At 50.7% G+C, this 17,479-nt stretch carries 20 protein-coding genes; 11 read left to right on the top strand and 9 right to left on the bottom strand.

Annotation, left to right across the window (positions count from 1 at the left end):
* Positions 1-12: 12 nt before the first annotated feature.
* Genes DBQ51_RS07570 through DBQ51_RS07565 form a run of 3 tightly spaced genes read right to left on the bottom strand, consistent with a single transcriptional unit; the run spans position 13 to position 2,249 of the window.
* Positions 13-933, bottom strand: a complete 921-nt coding sequence (locus tag DBQ51_RS07570) for a 4Fe-4S binding protein (protein ID WP_199855193.1) — start codon at positions 931-933, stop codon at positions 13-15.
* On the bottom strand, positions 926-1,072 hold the full coding sequence (locus DBQ51_RS16830; RefSeq protein ID WP_199855192.1) for a CD1871A family CXXC motif-containing protein: 147 nt from the start codon (positions 1,070-1,072) through the stop codon (positions 926-928). Before DBQ51_RS16830 ends, DBQ51_RS07570 begins: the two co-directional genes overlap by 8 nt.
* Positions 1,059-2,249: a TlpA disulfide reductase family protein gene (locus tag DBQ51_RS07565; RefSeq protein WP_107631173.1), complete on the bottom strand. Its 1,191-nt coding sequence runs from the start codon at positions 2,247-2,249 to the stop codon at positions 1,059-1,061. Before DBQ51_RS07565 ends, DBQ51_RS16830 begins: the two co-directional genes overlap by 14 nt.
* A gap of 169 nt (positions 2,250-2,418) precedes the next feature.
* On the opposite strand from DBQ51_RS07565, the gene DBQ51_RS07560 reads away from it, so the two are divergent.
* The 3 genes from DBQ51_RS07560 (at position 2,419) to DBQ51_RS07550 (ending at position 5,895) form a co-directional block, all read left to right on the top strand.
* Positions 2,419-3,096, top strand: a complete 678-nt coding sequence (locus DBQ51_RS07560) for a response regulator transcription factor (RefSeq protein ID WP_107631172.1) — start codon at positions 2,419-2,421, stop codon at positions 3,094-3,096.
* Entirely contained in the window at positions 3,097-4,215 is a 1,119-nt protein-coding gene (locus DBQ51_RS07555) for a HAMP domain-containing sensor histidine kinase (protein WP_107631171.1), read from the top strand.
* Between the two features lie 135 nt (positions 4,216-4,350).
* Positions 4,351-5,895 (top strand): recombinase family protein, encoded by a 1,545-nt coding sequence (locus DBQ51_RS07550; protein ID WP_107631170.1) that lies wholly within the window; start codon positions 4,351-4,353, stop codon positions 5,893-5,895.
* A gap of 480 nt (positions 5,896-6,375) precedes the next feature.
* Here DBQ51_RS07550 and DBQ51_RS16530 read toward each other — a convergent pair whose 3' ends face one another.
* The 3 genes from DBQ51_RS16530 to DBQ51_RS07545 all read right to left on the bottom strand — a co-directional run bounded on the left by DBQ51_RS16530 (position 6,376) and on the right by DBQ51_RS07545 (position 8,036).
* Positions 6,376-6,777 carry a hypothetical protein gene (locus tag DBQ51_RS16530; protein ID WP_159068106.1) on the bottom strand — a complete coding sequence of 134 codons (402 nt, stop codon included), beginning with the start codon at positions 6,775-6,777 and terminating at the stop codon, positions 6,376-6,378.
* Between the two features lie 13 nt (positions 6,778-6,790).
* On the bottom strand, positions 6,791-7,126 hold the full coding sequence (locus DBQ51_RS16525; protein ID WP_159068105.1) for a hypothetical protein: 336 nt from the start codon (positions 7,124-7,126) through the stop codon (positions 6,791-6,793).
* Between the two features lie 376 nt (positions 7,127-7,502).
* The gene (locus DBQ51_RS07545) at positions 7,503-8,036 is read right to left on the bottom strand and encodes a hypothetical protein (protein ID WP_107631169.1); all 534 of its coding nucleotides are present in this window, start codon (positions 8,034-8,036) and stop codon (positions 7,503-7,505) included.
* 166 nt (positions 8,037-8,202) lie between these two features.
* Here DBQ51_RS07545 and DBQ51_RS07540 point away from each other — a divergent pair, with 166 nt between their 5' ends.
* The 5 genes from DBQ51_RS07540 (at position 8,203) to DBQ51_RS07520 (ending at position 11,069) form a co-directional block, all read left to right on the top strand.
* On the top strand, positions 8,203-8,544 hold the full coding sequence (locus DBQ51_RS07540; protein ID WP_107631168.1) for a helix-turn-helix domain-containing protein: 342 nt from the start codon (positions 8,203-8,205) through the stop codon (positions 8,542-8,544).
* Positions 8,545-8,889: 345 nt separating this feature from the next.
* Positions 8,890-9,447 (top strand): TetR/AcrR family transcriptional regulator, encoded by a 558-nt coding sequence (locus DBQ51_RS07535; RefSeq protein ID WP_107631167.1) that lies wholly within the window; start codon positions 8,890-8,892, stop codon positions 9,445-9,447.
* A gap of 69 nt (positions 9,448-9,516) precedes the next feature.
* Positions 9,517-9,969, top strand: coding sequence for a hypothetical protein (locus DBQ51_RS07530; protein ID WP_107631166.1), 453 nt, complete (start codon positions 9,517-9,519; stop codon positions 9,967-9,969).
* A 3-nt stretch (positions 9,970-9,972) separates the two neighbouring features.
* The gene (locus tag DBQ51_RS07525) at positions 9,973-10,638 is read left to right on the top strand and encodes a hypothetical protein (RefSeq protein WP_107631165.1); all 666 of its coding nucleotides are present in this window, start codon (positions 9,973-9,975) and stop codon (positions 10,636-10,638) included.
* 8 nt (positions 10,639-10,646) lie between these two features.
* Positions 10,647-11,069: a DUF2871 domain-containing protein gene (locus DBQ51_RS07520; RefSeq protein ID WP_107632151.1), complete on the top strand. Its 423-nt coding sequence runs from the start codon at positions 10,647-10,649 to the stop codon at positions 11,067-11,069.
* Between the two features lie 405 nt (positions 11,070-11,474).
* On the opposite strand, the gene DBQ51_RS07515 is transcribed toward DBQ51_RS07520, so the two are convergent.
* On the bottom strand, positions 11,475-12,701 hold the full coding sequence (locus tag DBQ51_RS07515) for an IS110 family RNA-guided transposase (protein ID WP_107631164.1): 1,227 nt from the start codon (positions 12,699-12,701) through the stop codon (positions 11,475-11,477).
* Between the two features lie 280 nt (positions 12,702-12,981).
* Here DBQ51_RS07515 and DBQ51_RS07510 point away from each other — a divergent pair, with 280 nt between their 5' ends.
* The 3 genes from DBQ51_RS07510 to DBQ51_RS16825 all read left to right on the top strand — a co-directional run bounded on the left by DBQ51_RS07510 (position 12,982) and on the right by DBQ51_RS16825 (position 16,715).
* A complete protein-coding gene (locus DBQ51_RS07510; RefSeq protein WP_107631163.1) occupies positions 12,982-13,827 on the top strand; it encodes a tyrosine-type recombinase/integrase in 846 nt (281 codons plus the stop codon).
* A 611-nt stretch (positions 13,828-14,438) separates the two neighbouring features.
* A complete protein-coding gene (locus tag DBQ51_RS07500; RefSeq protein WP_107631161.1) occupies positions 14,439-14,717 on the top strand; it encodes an HU family DNA-binding protein in 279 nt (92 codons plus the stop codon).
* 27 nt (positions 14,718-14,744) lie between these two features.
* The gene (locus DBQ51_RS16825) at positions 14,745-16,715 is read left to right on the top strand and encodes a BspA family leucine-rich repeat surface protein (RefSeq protein WP_199855191.1); all 1,971 of its coding nucleotides are present in this window, start codon (positions 14,745-14,747) and stop codon (positions 16,713-16,715) included.
* A gap of 141 nt (positions 16,716-16,856) precedes the next feature.
* Here the strand turns inward: DBQ51_RS16825 and DBQ51_RS07490 are convergent, their stop codons facing one another.
* Both DBQ51_RS07490 and DBQ51_RS17575 read right to left on the bottom strand, forming a co-directional pair.
* Complete coding sequence (locus DBQ51_RS07490) at positions 16,857-17,210, bottom strand: sporulation initiation factor Spo0A C-terminal domain-containing protein (protein ID WP_107631160.1); 354 nt, start codon at positions 17,208-17,210, stop codon at positions 16,857-16,859.
* Between the two features lie 34 nt (positions 17,211-17,244).
* Entirely contained in the window at positions 17,245-17,472 is a 228-nt protein-coding gene (locus DBQ51_RS17575; RefSeq protein ID WP_107631159.1) for a helix-turn-helix domain-containing protein, read from the bottom strand.
* Positions 17,473-17,479: the final 7 nt, after the last annotated feature.

The raw sequence follows: 17,479 nt of genomic DNA, 5'->3' as shown, positions 1-17,479 counted from the left end.
GTCCTTATAGATTTACTTCAAGTTGTCTTTTGCTTGATATGTTTCTTCTGCGTTTGTATCATCGTGCTTCTGATAAAAGCAGGTCGTAAGCTGTATTGCATCTGTGGGACAGATGCTGCGGCACTTCCCGCAGCGGATACACTCCGCATGGTTTGGGGTTTTGCTCGGATCGACCTGCATTTCACAGGCTTTCGCGCATTTCCCGCAGTGGACGCACTTATGCGCATCCACCCGGTAGCGGAACACGGACACCTTGTTAAAAAAGGAATAGATGGCCCCCAGGGGGCAGATGTATTTGCAGAACGGGCGGTAAATGATGATGCAGGCCAGAACCGTCAATACCAGCAGCAGGTTTTTCCAGGCGTACAGCCACCCGATGGCTCCCCGCATTCCTTCATTCAGCAGCACCAGCGGGATTCCGCCCTCCAGCGTCCCGGCCGGACAGATCAGCTTGCAGAAGTAGGGGGAGCCCTGCCCGATGATGTCCACCAGGAACATTGGGAGCAGGATTACAAATACCAGCAGGATCACATACTTCAGCTTCCGCAGGAGCTTGTCCCCAGGGAAGGTCCCGATCTTCTTCACGAAAGGGATCTTGTGCAGCAGCTCCTGGATCAGACCAAACGGGCACAGCCATCCGCAGACCAGGCGGCCCACCAGCGCGCCGATAAAAATCAGGATGCCGGAGATGTAGAACGCCGCCTTGAACTTCCAGCTTCCGATAACGGCCTGGAGCGCGCCGATAGGACAGGCCCCTCTCGCCCCCGGACAGGAATAGCAGTTCAGGCCGGGGACGCACAGGTACTTTAAATTCCCCTGATAGATCGTGCCGTTCCGAAACCCTGTCAGATAGCTGTTGGTCAGGAACGCCCAAAGCGCCTGGATCCCGTGCCGGATGCCGGTCTGGTGCTTTTTTCTCCACTTCTTATCCAATTCCGATACACTCCATACAGATACTCACCGCTTTTTGCAGGACGATGGCTGGTTCCCCCCGCAGAATGCCGTAGCCGGTGCAGGCCGCGCCGAGCACCAGCAGGGCGCAGGGGGCCAGCCAGGGCTTACGACATCCCAACCGTGCCACCTCCCATTGATACTGTGCCGCCTCCTGTGGAGGCATTGTTCAGAGCGGCAAGCTCCTGTGCGATGATCCCATTCCATTCATCAAAGCTCTTGGTGCCATAGTAGGTGTTTCCAACAATATTGCCTTCGGAATTCACAAAGAAGGTTTCAGGGTAGGCGTTGATCCCCTTGAGGCGGCCGCTCAGCAGCACTTCGTCCGGCACCAGCATGGGATACTCCACACCACTGGAGGAACGGATCTGTTTGGAGAGTTCCAGCTTCTCCTCATCAACCGCCCCGTCAAACATGGTATCGGCCACAATGGTGATGATCTGTACGCCGTCCTTTTCCACCTCGCCGCTGAGCTTCGCCAGATCCGGCATCTCCGCGACACAGGAGGAGCACCAGGTTGTCATCACATTGACCATCGTGAGTTGGTAATCCGCAAAGACGGAGAGATCCACCGGGTTCCCGTCCAGATCCTGGGCATGGAAATCCCCGATAAAGCTGGCAGCGTCATTGTTGCGGGCTGTGTCAAAGACATCATAGAAGCCGGGAATATCGGGGTTGGCCTCATAGGTGGCCCGGTCGATCAGTTCCACCTTTGTTTTGCGCCAAAGCTCACCCAGCTCCAGCTGCTGCCCCGCATCTGTACTCAAATAGTAAACCCACTTCCCATCTTCGCTCCGGCCCACTTCCGTGTTTTCCGGGCAGCCGGTAATGGTCTCAATGGGGTGCTCCTCCAGATAGTCCGCCTGGTATGCCCCCACCGTTCCGATCCGCTGTGTGGTTGCCAGCCATGCGTCCCAATCCACTGCGTACTCCATATCCTCGGTGCCTTCGGGCAGATACTGGAGGTACTGGTATGCGTAGTAGCACTCGCTCCGGTCCGCCCCCTCGGTATCGTACAGCGCCTCCCGCTGGAAGTAGAGTGTCCCATCTTCGATCCCCTTCTGAAAGCCGGGGTCAATGGAAAAGCGCAGGCCCAGATACTCGTAGGTGATCTCGGACTGCCAGGGCAGCGGCTTTTTCTCCGGACGGCTGACCTTGATGGGGCCATCCCCCAGCGTGATTTCGCCGGAAGCCTCCGGGGATGGCGTAGTGTCAGTTCCTCCAGAGCATCCGGCCAGCATCAGCAGGCACATTGCGCCAGTCAGGGCAATGCTTCCTCGTTTTTTCCACTTATCCATTCAAAAAACTCCTTTGCCATGATAGTGTGGGGGCTGTGCATTCCCCTTTTCCTGTGTTATCATAGCAAAAGAGGTATAAAATCTCTGTAAAGTCCCGGTTTACAAAGATTTTATACCGTCTGTGTTATCATAAAGTATTCTATGAGTTACCCCCAGGGAGGAATGAACGATGCGCATTTTGGTTGTGGAGGATGAGCGGGAGCTTGCGGAATCCATTGCGGAGGGGCTGCGGATGGACGGCTACTCTGTGGATATGTGCGGCGACGGGAATGAGGCGGCAGAGCGGGCGGTCACGGATGCTTATGACCTGCTGCTTCTGGATTTGAACCTGCCGGGAAAAGACGGCCTCCAGGTGTTGAAGGAGGTCCGTCTGGAGCGGCCGGAGCTCAAGACGCTGCTGCTGACTGCACGCTCCAGCGTGGCCGACCGGGTGCTGGGCCTGGACTCCGGCGCGGACGACTACCTGACCAAGCCCTTCTCCTTTGACGAATTGGAGGCCCGTATCCGTGTCCTCCTGCGCCGCCGGTACATACAGTCCGACGTGAGGCCCGTCTGTGGGCCGCTGGAATTTGATACCCTTTCTCGCATGGTGCAGGTGTACGGGAAGCCGCTGGCTCTGACACGGAAAGAGACGTCCCTGCTGGAATACCTGATGCTCCACGCCGGGCAGCTCGTTACGCCGGAGGAGCTTCTGGAGCACGTGTGGGACGGAAGCGTGGACGAGTTCAGCAACTCCGTCCGGGTCCACATTTCCTCCCTGCGCCGAAAGCTGCGGGCGGCGCTTGAGTATGACCCGATCATGAATCGGGTGGGAGAAGGCTATATTCTGTCCGTGGAGGTGAAGTAAATGCTGAAAAAACTATCGCTCCGCGGGCGGCTCACGCTCCTCATTTCCGGTCTGTTCCTGCTGATGTGTACCGGCCAGATGCTGCTCAACAACTACCACACGTCCCAGCAGGTCAGCGCTCTGATCCGCACCATCCAGCTCCCCGGCGAATTGGATATAAACCGTGTGCCCGCCGAAATCGTCACGATTGGGCAGGCAAACGATATGCTGGACGCGGCGTTTCTGAAAAACTGGGTTGCTCTGCTTCTCGTCCTGCTTTTGGGCGCCCTTTGCACCTATATTCTGGTCGGATACTGCCTGCGGCCCCTGCGCCAGCTCACAGAGCATATCCGGAAGACCGGGGTAAGCAACCTGGACTGCCCGCCGGAGATTTCCACCAAAGTGGACGAGGTGCTCCAACTGGCCGATTCCTTTAACACCCTCTCCCTTCGCCTGGCGGACGCCTTTGCCAGCCAGCAGCGTTTTTTGGCGGACGCGGCACATGAACTGCGTACCCCGCTGGCGGTCCTTCAGACCAAACTGGATGTATTTTCCCGCCGCCGCCATACGGTGGAGGAATATGAGGAGCTGTTGGAATCCGTCACCAGGCAGACGGCTCGCCTGACCAGCCTCTCCAACCAGCTCCTGGACCTGACCCGGAAGCAGCCCCACGCACCGGAAACCTTCCCACTTCGCGTGCTGGCGGAAGAGGTCCAGTGCGATCTTGCCGACGCGGCGGCCGTCCGGAATGTGTCTCTGCGCCTGGACATCCCCGCTGACCTTTCTGTGCGGGCGGACTATATGGCCCTTTACCGCATCCTGTTTAACCTGATGGAGAACGGGATCAAATATAACCATGAGGGTGGAGAGGTCTCGGTCCATGCGGAGAAGGACGGAAGCCACTGGCGGTTCACTGTAGCCGACACCGGCTGTGGAATCCAGGAGGAAGACTATCTGCTGCTGTTTGAACCGTTTTGGCGGGCAGACAGCTCCCGATCCAGAGAATCCGGCGGGGCCGGGCTGGGCCTGCCGATTGTAAAGGAACTGGTTGGGCAGATGGAGGGAACAATTTCCGTTAAGCCAAATTCGCTCCAAGGAACGATTTTTCATTTAGCATTTCCTTTATATTCAAGAAATTGATCAAGCAAATGAAGTTTCTTCCATAACATTTTTCGTGAGTTAGGCTACACTTTTAAAATATATTTCGTTGCAAAGCAGATTTGATTTACTTCGTATTGGACCATTTGTTACATAAAGAGAAAATACCCTTGACAAATTTCTTTCCAAATCGAAATCCTCAAAAAGTACGCGAAAGAACACAATATCACTCAGTATAAAGTCTATAAAGATGATGGATTTTCAGGTACAAACTTCAACCGTCCCGGCTTTCAGGAAATACTTTCCGATATCGAAAGCGGCCTTGTAAGCACGGTCATTGTCAAGGATATGTCCCGTTTCGGGCGTAACTACCTTGAGGTTGGAATGTATACCGAAATCCGCTTTCCTGAATTTGATGTGCGGTTTATTGCCGTCAATGACGGCGTGGACAGTGAGAGTGAGGACAACGATTTTACCCCGTTCCGCAATATCATCAACGAATGGTATGCGAAAGACACGAGCAAGAAAATCCGCGCCGTGTTCAAGGCAAAGGGCATGAGCGGCAAGCGCCTTTCCACGCAAGCGCCCTATGGCTATCTGCGTGATAAGGAAGGGAATTTGACCGTAGACACGGAAGCGGCCCCGGTTGTCCGGTTGATTTTCCAGCTTGCCGCCGAGGGCAACGGCCCCGGCAAAATTGCCCGCCGCCTGCGGGAAATGGAGATTGTCACGCCGGGAACGCTGGAGTTTGAGCGCACGGGGCGCACCCGCCGCTATGACCCGGCAAACCCCTGCTTCTGGCTGTCCAGCACCGTTGTCTTTATCCTGAACAACCGCGATTATCTCGGCCATACGGTAAACTTCAAGACCACCAAGAAGTCTTACAAGAGCAAGAAGAAAATCCAGAACCCCGAAGAAAAGCAGGTGGTCTCTGAGAATACCCACGAAGCCCTTGTGTCACAGGAAACATGGGAGATTGTGCAAAAGAACAGGGAGAACCGGCGCAGGCCCACCCGCATGGGCGATATGGGACTATTCTCCGGCCTGTTATACTGCGCCGACTGCGGCCGGCCGCTCAACCTCAACCGCACCAAATCATGGGCGCGGGAGCAGGACAACTACACCTGCGGCACCTACAAACGGAAAAAGGGCGAGTGTACCGCCCACTTCATCCGTGCGGTGGTGCTGGAACAGCTTGTACTGGAAAACCTGCGGGAAGTCATTGCCTTTGCCCGTGCGGATACCGAGGGCTTTATCCGGCAGGCCATGTCCAACCGGATAGAGGCACAGATGCAGGAACAGGCGCAGGCCAGACGGACGCTGGAGCAACAGGAACGGCGTATTGCGGAAATCGACGGCATTATTAAGCGATTGTATGAGGACAACATCAGCGGCAAGCTGACCGATGAACGCTTTTCCAAAATGTCTGCTGATTATGAGCAGGAGCAGGCCCGCTTACAGGTGAGCGCCAGGGAACTGCGGCAGACCGTGGAAGCCTGCGAACAGCAAAGCGTAAACATGGACAGCTTTATCAAGCTGGTGAAGAAATACACCGTGCCGGACAAGCTGTTCCCCGAACTGCTTCACGCCTTTGTGGAAAAGATTGTTGTCCATGCCCCAGACAAGTCCAGCGGCCACCGTACCCAGCAAATTGATATCCACTATAATTTTATTGGTGAAATGGAGCTTTCCCATGCAATCGACAAAAAAGAAACGGCGTGATATGCCGATTGCACATCACGCCGTTTTCCCGAAGTATAAACATCCTTATGAATATACTCCAAAATTAGTCGCCTTCCTGTAATTATGCTCCGCCAAAGGAAAGGATTAAATCATCTGAGTCTGCCAGCAAAACAAATCTACCATCATTTTTGTTGGTATATTTATGCGCGGCAACATATTGGCTAGTGGGTTTTTGCTTTATAATAGTATAATCGTCGGGGTAGTTATACGTATCCCACTTTGTCTCTACAGCAGCTTCGATATAAGATGGTATGTTATAAATATTTAGTCCATAGTCTCTATGGTGCTTATCGAAATGATATTGAAGAGAATCCTGGCGAGAAGGCCATGTTCCAGGGTGCCATATGTCGACCAAACTCTCTTCCGTGCAACTTAACCCCCAGTGTCCAGTCTTCGTTCCTACGAAGGTAGAACCATCCCGTATGGTAACAGTTATATCATAATCCATTTCAACTCTAGTCATTGGGGCATGCAAGTAAAATCCTTTCCAATGATTGGAGGAACTGCTGCTGTCATTGAAGTAGTTTCGTATCCGCTAATTTTTGCAGTTACTGTAACTGAGTCCAAGGTGTCGAGGCCTGCATTAGAAACATGGACTACGATGCCATTACGCGTTGGTGTAGCCGAAACACCAACAAGATTTATACCAGGAGTTCGAATCTCGACCTCCGTAGGCTCGACTACTTCGAGATCGATAATGGAAGAATCCTCTTGGAGCGGCCAACTAGGAGTGCCAACAAAATGGTCGGGAGTCGGCAGACTTTGTTCAGTGGAGTAATCTGCCGCAGATACAGGAATCATACAGCAGATGCACATAACTAATGCAAGGAGAGCGGCTGAAAATTTTTTGAAGCCTTTCACGTTGCTACCTCCATTAAATTCCTAAAATGCTAAAGCACTTTTCGGATAAAAAACAATTATATGCCCATTGATCAATCTCCGCTAAAATTTCCTGAACTACTGGAGAATAATTTCCTCCGAGTTCTTTGATGGTATTCCATTGGTCGCTGGAAACAACAGTAGAACCATAGTAGTTAAAACCAGGTATAGCTTGAGAAAACAAATCTACTAGATTACAACTATTGGCAATGTCATCCGAAAGAAATAACGAATCTGAAAGCCAAAAGCAACCGTGTAAATTAAAGTCTCCTTTCTGGAATTCTATATAGCTTCCGCTTTGTTGGTCATAGCAACAGTATTTTAGCCCCATTGGAATCACCCTCAATCTTGAAAACATATTTCTACACAACAGAGTGTTTATCCTCATTTAAGTTTAAAAATGTTTCATTAACTCTGTATGGGCATTTTAGACTGTTTTTGGATCGATTTCAACTATATTTTTGTAAGATATTAAAATTTGGCATTATGCCCAGTCGTCACTATGGATTAAGTGAACGTTAATACACTACCACTCTCTCCACCACTTCTAGACGTTACCTCTTTTAACACTTACAGCAAGGTATCCAGAATAGAAAAAGCAGAATTAACGACAAAAAGCAGGAGAGCGGTAGTCTGAACAGCCCCCCAAAAAAGCCCGTTGTGCCGAGCTTTTTTCGTCCCTATTCCGTGACAAAGACCGCCGCTTTTTATAAATAGAAAAATTTTTTGCGCGCCCTATAGGAAGGGCCATTTTCAAAATATTCTGTGGCCCGATATTCTAATTCTGAAAGGCTCTTGATCCGTCGTTGCTTAATGCGCTGGCAAAGTTCTGGCACTCCATTAAAGAAATAAATCCAAAGAGCTTCACGGTTGTAATCCCGCTGATAACGGTCGGTATCATAATTAAAAATGGTTCGATATAAAATTTTCTCTTTCAAAATATTAGTAAATTGTGAAGGCGCTTCATTTTGGCAATATAGATAGGCCACCATATCTAGCACGCGCATTTCACTCATACGCGTGCTGTCCATGACAATAGGGTGTATATAATACCATTCCTCGTCTTCCCAATTTGCTTTTTTTGCCATGTAGTCCTTATCCGAAGATAACTTTGATAATTCGGGAAAACGCTTGTCAAGTTCAAGCATAGCTTTGATATTATTGCGCTTATATGCGATATGGTAATATTGCAGATAATCTTCTAAAGTGATCTGTTGCTTGCTTTTTTCATCTGTCCCCATCTTTTTCCTCACTCCCTTTGTAGAATGTTGTGTGCATTTGTAAAAAAAGTATATAGCGAAACTTATATATAAGTCAATGGCTGTACTATATTTTTCACACTGTATAGGGCTTTGCTTTTCCGATAAAATAATAATATAAATTATTTGAGGAAGGGCAAAAGATGCGTTGAATAATAAAGTTGATAATAAATTAAAGCAAATCGCCTGCAAACTACGAAAAATCCGAGAATTAAAGGGTCTTACAAGGGATAAATTTTGTGAGCAGTTGGGCGAGAATAGCGACTATTGGGGATTGATTGAACGCGGGGAGCAGCCAATCAGTTTAGTTAAGCTCTTGCAGGTTTGCGAGGTTTACGATATTCCCATAGAGAGCATAGTTGATTTGAAGCATATAGGACAAGATGATGAACTTTTAAGGAAGGATATTGCGTCCCTGGTAGAACAATGCAAAGGACGGCAACTTGAAATAATCAAAAAGTTTATTACAGATATTGCTATGACGCTATAAAAGCACTGAACAACGGGGGCGGCCGTGTATGTTCGGTGCTTTTTTAAATTGAAGGTGATTACATAGCTATTGATAAGAAAATCTCATTTTTGAAGCAGAATAGACGGAAAGGAAGCCAGGGCGCGGTAGTCTAAGCAGACCACCGCGCCCCGGCCCGAATACTCTCGGGAAAGTCGAAATTTATTGTTTTTAGAGGAATGGAAGGAAAGCAGTAAGTCTTGAAAAAGATTTGCTGCTTTTTTGCGCTTATCTTTTGCATTTTCCTCCGTGCAAACCGGGAACAGCACACTTGACAAACCGGAAACTAAACGCTATAATGAACGATGTTCATATAGAGGTGAGCAGATGAATAAAATCGTAACATCGAAAGAGGAAATTTTGGAATCCAGCAGGGAGTTGATCCGACAGCAGGGGTGGTCTGCGGTCAACATTCGCGCTGTTGCAGTTGCCTGCGGCGTATCTGTGGGAGCTATTTACAATTATTTTGATTCCAAAGCGGCGCTGGTAGGAGCTACAGTAGAGAGTGTCTGGTGTGAGATTTTTCACCGCCCGAGGGATGAGTCTGTATTTCAGGACACACAGGCCTGCATTACCTGGATGTATGGGCGGCTGGAATACGGCAGCAAGCAGTATCCCGGCTTTTTTACCCTACACTCACTTGGATTTATGCAGGAGGAAAAGCCGGATGGAAAACGGCGTATGCAGCAGACTTGGCAGCATATTTTAGAGGCGCTGTGTTTTGTATTAAAACGGGATCATAAAATTCGTCCAGATGCCTTTACCGGGCAGTTCACGGCAGAGAAATTTGCGGGCGTCCTGTTTTCCTTGATGCTCTCCGCTTTGTTGCGCCAGGACTACGATCCAAGCGCTGTGTTGGAAATCGTCCGCAGAACCCTTTATTAAAATTCCCACAGAGGAGTGGGAATTTTTTGCCCCAGAAAATGAACACTGTTCAAATGATGGAGGAAGTATATGAAAGTAAAACGAAACACCCTGCTGCTCCTCGCTTGTTTGGTGTGGAGTGTAGCGGGCTTCAACATCCTTCGCATAGGGCTAATCGCATACCCCGCCTATAGGTCTGTACTGAATGTCCTATTGTCCGTCCTAGTATTTGTTGTATTCCAGAAGTTTGTTTTTGGAACGCTGGTGAAAAAACACACAGCCAGAATTCGTTCCTATATAGAAGAACGGCACTTTTTCCTTAAATTTTTTGATGGAAAATCCTTCGCTATTATGGCCGTGATGATGTTCGGCGGGATCGGCCTGCGGGTGAGCGGATTGGCGCCAGAGCAGTTTATCGCTGTCTTTTATACCGGACTGGGGGCTGCCCTTTTGCTGGCCGGGGTGCTGTTTGGCTGTAACTTTGGCAAAGCTGTGCTGGCGGATGCCGACGTTCAAAATAAAATCGAGCAAGAAGGAGAATAAACCATGCAAGCGACCGTACAAACCTTGTTTGATGCAGTCTATCTGTTTTCCGTCATTATCATCGGCGTGCTAATGATTCAGAGAAGTGAGGGAAATCGCCAGTTCCGGCTGTTTGGCTGGATGGCGGTAGTGCTGGGGGTGGGCGATTCCTTTCACCTGATCCCCCGAGCCTTGGCGCTTTGTACCACTGGGCTGGAGAGCTACACTGTCCCCCTTGGATTGGGCAAATGGATCACCTCCATCACAATGACCGTTTTTTATGTGCTGCTCTACTATGTGTGGCGTCAACGGTATCAAATCAAGGGACAAAGGGTTCTGACCGCCTCCGTCTATTTCCTGGCCGGTATGCGGATCGTTTTGTGCATGATGCCGCAAAACCAGTGGCTCAGCGCTGAGGCCCCACTCTCCTGGGGCATCTACCGCAACATTCCTTTTGCGCTGCTGGGCCTCCTGGTGATCGTCCTGTTTTATCACAGTGCAAAGGAGCATGGAGACAGGGCGTTCCGATGGATGTGGCTGACTATCGTACTAAGCTTTGGCTTCTATATCCCGGTGGTGCTGTGGGCGGATACTATTCCCATGATCGGGATGCTGATGATCCCCAAGACCTGCGCTTATGTATGGACAGTTCTGATTGGATACTTTGCCATGAAAAAGGAGTGGAAATAGGAATGAATATGAAACGATATATGAATACGGCTCTGCTCTACGCTGTGCTTGCACTGGTTGGTGGCGTATTTTACAGGGAGCTTACCAAGTTTAACGGCTTTACCGCCAAAACCGCGTTGGGAGTGATACATACCCATTACTTTCTGCTGGGCATGGTATTCTTCCTGCTGTTGCTGTTGCTCGAAAAGAGCTTTTCTTTCACTGGAGCTAGGACTGGACGGATACTGGCAACCTATCATATCGGCCTTAACCTGACTGCCACGATGCTTGTAGTGCGGGGCATAACCCAGGTTTGGGGAACTGCACTCTCTACCAGCGCGAGCGCCGCGATTTCCGGTATTGCTGGAATTGGTCATATTCTGCTTGGTATCAGCCTGGTGCTTCTGCTGATGCAAGTCAGGCGCAGCGTGACGGCCGCCGCAAAGGTTTGATCTGAATGAGCGGAATTTTGTTTCCTGGCCAGAAAAAGCGGAAGATATCTGGTGTGCCGAACTTGTGGACGCACTCACGAAAAAGCAGACAGATTTTCCTTCAAAATTGAAAGGGGCGGGAAGCCGTTTTAAGGCTTCCCGCCCTAATTTTCTTTGCTTTTTTTCAACATACGCTTTTAGAGAAACTCCGTTTTATAATAATAGTTTTGCATCCCTTTGTAGGGCGTTACTCAATTTTCGAGTAGAATAGCATTTATAGAATCTTATTATTTAAATGGAGTCCTGCAAACAAAAGTCAATAGCTGAAATGAAAAAAGTCCCGCAAAATTTGCGCGACCGAAAAAGGGCATGACAAAACAGGCTGGAGAAAAAGTTTCGCCAGCAGGGATAAAGAATCAATCTGATTTATCCTTGTGAGGTGCTTTGCTGTGCGTCAAAAGCCTCTAGGCATTCCCTCACACGTGCGTAGTAGATACGCAGGAACTTGTTCTGTGCGGCGGTCATGTATACAAAGTATGGCTTGCCCTCTGCGCGTTTCTTATCGAGAAACTGGTACACAGGCTCGTCTGGCGGCGCTTTTCTGAGATATGTGCAGACGATCTGGTACAGCGTTTTCCGCAGGTGAGGCGAGCCACGCTTTGTGGTGGGAACACTCTTGGCGCTGTGCTTGCCGGATTCATCCACACCGGGATCAACGCCCGCAAAGCCAACGATAGAACTACGGCGCGGAAAGCGGCGCACATCGCCGATCTCAGCCATGAGCTGCGCGGCAGTGGTTTCACCAACACCGTACATGGCGCACACAGTTTCGTATTCTGGAAGCTGGGATGCAAGCCGTCTCATCTCTGCCCGCAGAGCAGCCAGTGTGGTCTTGCCTGCAAGAAGCTGCTTTGCGGCTGTAACAATGAGCAGCTTGGTGTTTTCATTCTTCGGTAGTGTAGTGAAGTGCCCACAGCTGCTGGCATAGATGTCCAATGCTTTCTCGACGCTGAAATGGTAACCTTTGCGTTTGCACCACTTCTGGTAACGCTCGGTGAAAGCCTTTTCGCTGACGTGGCAGATGCAGTCGCAGTGCCAGAATGTCATGACAAAGTCCACCCATTTCTGGTGGCCATCCGCACGCTCCGGGCTGGAGAACAGTTCGTTCACGCTGGGAAAGGCCTTGTCGGTCAGAGAAATGAGATTGTTTTGCAGCGACACCACCGTTTTCATGTAGAGGTTGTACTGGCGGCTGCACAGCTTCAGTTGTTGTCTTACAGTATCCATGGGAGTATATTCCCGCAGATCCACCCAGTTGTCAAGGCCGTACTTGGCGATTTTCATGGCATCGGCCTTGTCGGACTTGACCTTGCGAATAGAACTGCCTCCGCTCTGCTTGATGTACAGCGGATTTAGGACACAGACGTAGATACCGTACTCATGCAGCGCTGCCGCAATCGGCTCATGGTAGCGGCCGGTAGCTTCCATGACAACGCGGGTATCTTCGCCCAGCGCAATGATGGCATAAGCCATCTGCTCCAGACCAACCTCGGTATGGAGAAATTCCTGTGGTAGCAATGCCACTTCACCCATTGGCCGCAGGGCAGCCACCGTGCTCTTTCCCTTGGAAACATCAATTCCAACTGCGTTCATTTTATGCCTCCTTCTGGCTGGACATGGCTTTCCACCTTTTACTCATTGCCTGTTCAATCTCCTGGGTGACACGAGCGCACACTGTGGCTCTACCTGCGCAAATCGAATGCTGCGAATGAGAGAGGTGGCTGACTGACTCCATTACGGGCGTGCTGGCCCATGGTGATGCGTGTCAGGCCATTTACTCTCCCATTCTAACAGCTTCGGCTTTGAGATGGAAAAAGAAGCGGCTGGCTGCCGCGCCTTATACCGTAATTATTATTGTAGGAGGTCACGCAAAATGAATGGATACAGATTGACAGAACAGCTTCTCGTAGCTTATGCCCACCATCTACATGCCGAGGAGCGGAGCTACGGCACAATAGAGAAGTATCTGCGGGATGTTCGGAGCTTTTTCGTCTGGTTAACTGGCAAACCGGTGACAAGGGCGTTAGCATCCAGTTGGAAAGAGCACCTCATCTCCCTTCGCTATGCCCCTGCCACCATCAATTCCATGATAGCTGCACTCAACAGCCTGTTCAACTTTCTTGGCTGGGAGGAATGCCGGGTTCGGCTCCTGAAAATCCAGCGCCGACTGTTCCGCGACGAGAGTAGGGAGTTATCCCGCTCAGACTATGAGCGACTACTGGAAACGGCGCAGGGCCGCGGCCAGGAGCGGCTGGCGCTGCTCATGGAAACCATCTGCGCTACCGGCATACGGGCGAGCGAGGTGCGCTATATCACAGTGGAGGCCGCACAGGAGAGCAGGGCCGAGATTATGCTGAAAGGAAAAATCCGCACCATCCTGCTACCCAGAAAGCTCTGCCGCAAACTGCTCAAATATGCAAAAAAACAAAAGACCGTTTCTGGCGGAATATTCCGTACCAGAAACGGGAACCCACTCAGCCGCCGCCAGATTTGGGCAGAACTGAAGCGATTATGCAAATACGCGGGGGTGGAACCCGCCAAGGTGTTTCCCCACAACCTGCGGCACCTGTTCGCCACCACTTTTTACCGGGTCAGCCGTGATATTGTCCGGTTGGCAGACTTGCTGGGCCATAGCTCCATTGAGACGACTCGCATTTATCTTCTGACCTCCAGCGCGGAGCATCAACGCCAACTTGAATGCTTGGGGCTGGTATCATAGAGGCGAAATCAATATATTGCACCAATTCGGTTACATATTACGAATGGATTATAACATTCTTTTCCTACAGCCGCAATATGTTTTCCGATTTTTGGCGCACAAAACTAGACCTCAAAAAATAATTTTTTGAGGCCCTTTTGTTATGCTCCTTTTTCCTGTTCGAGAACAGGAGTGGTGCAATGTATTTGCTGCCAGCCCGTTTGTGCGAAGCAATGTAATAGACGAAATATTGATTTTGCATACAGGGGGTGAAAGGTGCATGGAAAAGCAAGCTGTAGGGAAGGGGGGCGCGTGCGAGTTCGAGGACAGGAGAGGAAGAAAAAGCAAAGGAGCAACGGGCTTATGAAAGGGCTTTCAGTAAATCTGTTGGAATACTTGGCTCATGAAGTGGGATGCAGTTGTATATCTGATTTACTTCGCCTGAGTACGGAGGATCGGATACAGCTTGCGCAGGTAGTGGAGACTTTGCCGCCAGACGGGGCAGAACGCAGAGAATGGAACGCGGCCTTAATGTATTTGACGGGGGCGCCGTTAGAAATGACCGCCAAGGCCGCCCACAGGCAGTTGATTATCCGGCTCGATCCATCACTGAAACGGAGGGGTAACCGCTAATGCAAAAACGGGAGTTTATAGACCGCATATCTGCGAAGACGGGATTGATGAAGAAGGACAGCGAGCGGATCATGGACGCGCTGTTTGAGACTTTACAGGAGATCTTATCTGAGGGCGGCTGGCTGATGGTCAACGGCTTTGGCACCTTTGAGACAAAAGAGCGGGCGGCCCGTGTGGGCCACAAACCGCGTACCGGAGAAACGGTGGAGATACCGGCGGCCACAGTGCCGGTATTCAAGCCATCACAGGCATTGAAGGACAAGCTGAAGCGAAAGTAAAGAGAGAAAGGTGGCAAATGAATTGAAATGAAACAGGTAAACTTACGAAAGCGGGCGCTGTCATTCCTGCTTAGTGCGGCGATGCTTGTGGGCTTACTGCCTACCTACGCACTGGCGGCGGACCCGCAGCCGGTGCCAACAGCGCAGCCGCAGACGGAAACCGCCACGGTTGAGGTGACGTACCCCGACGTGAACCGTACCAGCGCGGAGATCCGCTATCACAAGGAAGGGATCGAGGCCGATCCGGTCAATCTGATTTTCCTTGTGGATGTGGCCGTTACCGGACGGGAATCCCATGAAGAATTTGAAACCATGATGCGGACTAATGGCCTGAACTACATCTATGATTACGGCGTAAACTCCGACACGCGGCTGATCACCTACCAGAACACGGTGGTAGACAGCGGCGTTGTAACGGGCAAAGACGGTCTGCTTGCCGCCATAGACAAGCACGGCACGCCCGGTCAGGGCGTAGCCAATGAGCCGGCGGCGCTGAAAAAGGCCATGGACGACGGGAATCCAACCGTGGTCTTTTGGGTGCTGGGGGACCGCTTCGGCTGGCAGAATGAAAGCGAGATTGAGGAACAGGTAAAAGCGTTAAGTGAGGCGCTGGGCGAGGGCGACGCGCTGATTACCTGGCAGCTCGCGGACACGCCGAATGAAATGCTGACCAGATACGCCACCCATCACGGCGAGGCCCATACCCCCGACGCGGATATTGTGGCGGCACACGCTTCCCCTGACACAACCATTTTCAGGGATGAAATGCGGGCCGATCTGGAACAGGTGGTGCATGACCACTATCACGATATTGATTTTACCCTGCGTCTGGACAGGCAGCAGTCTGTGGTTTCCAAGATAAACCGCGGCTACTATGAATCAGACAGCGCCTATATTGACATGACCGCTGTCCCCACGGCGGACGGCAAGGGCATCGACGTGCATCTGGAGCATGTATGCCGACAGGCGGACATTGATTTTGTGCTGGAAGTGGAACTCAATCCAGAGGTCTATACACAGGAAAAAGTGATTCCGGGCGGCAGCATCACTGCTCCGGCCGACCACTCCAACGGCGGCCTGCACACCGGCATATTTGACGATGGCACGCTCTACGGCATGACGCTGACCTTGCCGGAGGTGGTCATTGACCGCCGCCAGAGTAAAATGACCTTCCAGACAGGCGGCGCGGAGGGAAGCGCGCCGGAAGCCATCCAGCAGCTTGTGGGAACGACCGTTACCATCCCCGGCGGCGAGGGGCTGGTGAACTCCGGCAGCAGCTTCGGCGGCTGGAACGTGGTAAGCGGCCCGAACAAAGGGACGCACTATAACACCGGACAGATTATCCCGATGCCTGCGGGCGATATGGTTTTGGAGCCTGCATGGGGCCATGTGGAGGTTGAGCTGGAGCTGGGCAGTGTAGATGCCGGACCGCCCGGAAACCAGATGGCAGATGATGCGAAAATGTTGTTGGAAGATAATGGTACAAATAAGACTGGGCGTTTATCATTTTACAGCTTATACCTCGACGATCCCACGGAACCTGTGAGCTGGAAAATCGTAAGTCTTAGCGTAATTGACCAAATTGTGACCTATGAAAAGATAGAGGACCCACGGGACCCGTATCGTGTCAAGCTGACCAATGTTCCAAACGCTGTGTATGCCCGGCACATCGGTGCAACTGAGAATGACAAAGTAGTAGTCTATCTGTTGCCAAGTCAAATCGAGTTCGGAAAATATGATATGTATATTGCCGGGCAGGGCGGCGCAAAAGCGCCAGCCGATTCCAGCAACCTTTTTACAACCGGCAAGAATTCTGAAGGAGGTAGATTTCGTTCGATCTCCCTTACCGCATTGGATACTTCCAACGTCAATAATATGAGCGGTATGCTTGCTAGCTCAGGGAATTTGACGAGTATCGAGCTAGGCGATAAATTTGATACCTCTGAGGTCACAGATATGAGTGGCATGTTTAAAGGCTATAGTGTAAGCGTCAAATAAAGCAACGGATTGTGGGTAGAGGTAGAGTGTGAGAAAATAAGGATAAAAGTTGCAGTGGATAGCATTAAGGGAAGTCAAACAAGAAAGAATTGAGTGGCGGCGAGCAAAAATTGCCCGCCGCCATTTCTGATTCAGATAGGATTATAGATCAGGAGATTTTCGAGATTCATTGGTCAGGACAGCGCGGAAGATAAGTGCGAGGAATTCAACGGAACACAGACGGCTGTCAAGGTGCCTTTTCGCCAGGGATTCTAACAGTGGCCGATTGCGTTTCCAAGCAATCGCGGATGCAGTTCGGATATTCCGTTCCACCGCTTTCCAGTTCGTTCCGTATTTCTTGGCAACATCGGGATAAAGCCATTTTGTTACCAGCAGAAGTCTGTCCTGCTGCTCCATGCACAATGATACCGCATAGGTGGTATGGAAAAAACCTTTATAATGCGGGTATATTCCGAGTTGGCAGAGCAGATCACAAGTTACTTGAGAATCTGTCATGATACCATTTCCTCCTCATGTGATTTTGGTTCGTTCATAGCAATGCACGGTTTGCCTCTCGCTCATAGTAAAAATTATCGTGTTCTTCTGGCTGGTGCTGCATGAATGTTTCCATTGGGACATCCAGTGCAATCGCCAATTTATAAAGCAGTTCTGCGGACGGCTTGCGCTTTCTGCCTTTTTCAAGGGCACGGACATAACGGATGGAGGTACCCGCTCTGGCTGCCAATTCAGACTGGGATATACCCTGTTGTTCCCGTATTTCACGC

The organism is Agathobaculum massiliense (assembly GCF_900291975.1).
In the GTDB taxonomy this organism is placed as follows: Bacteria; Bacillota; Clostridia; order Oscillospirales; family Butyricicoccaceae; genus Agathobaculum; species Agathobaculum ammoniilyticum.
This window is presented reverse-complemented; position numbering and strand designations above follow the sequence as displayed.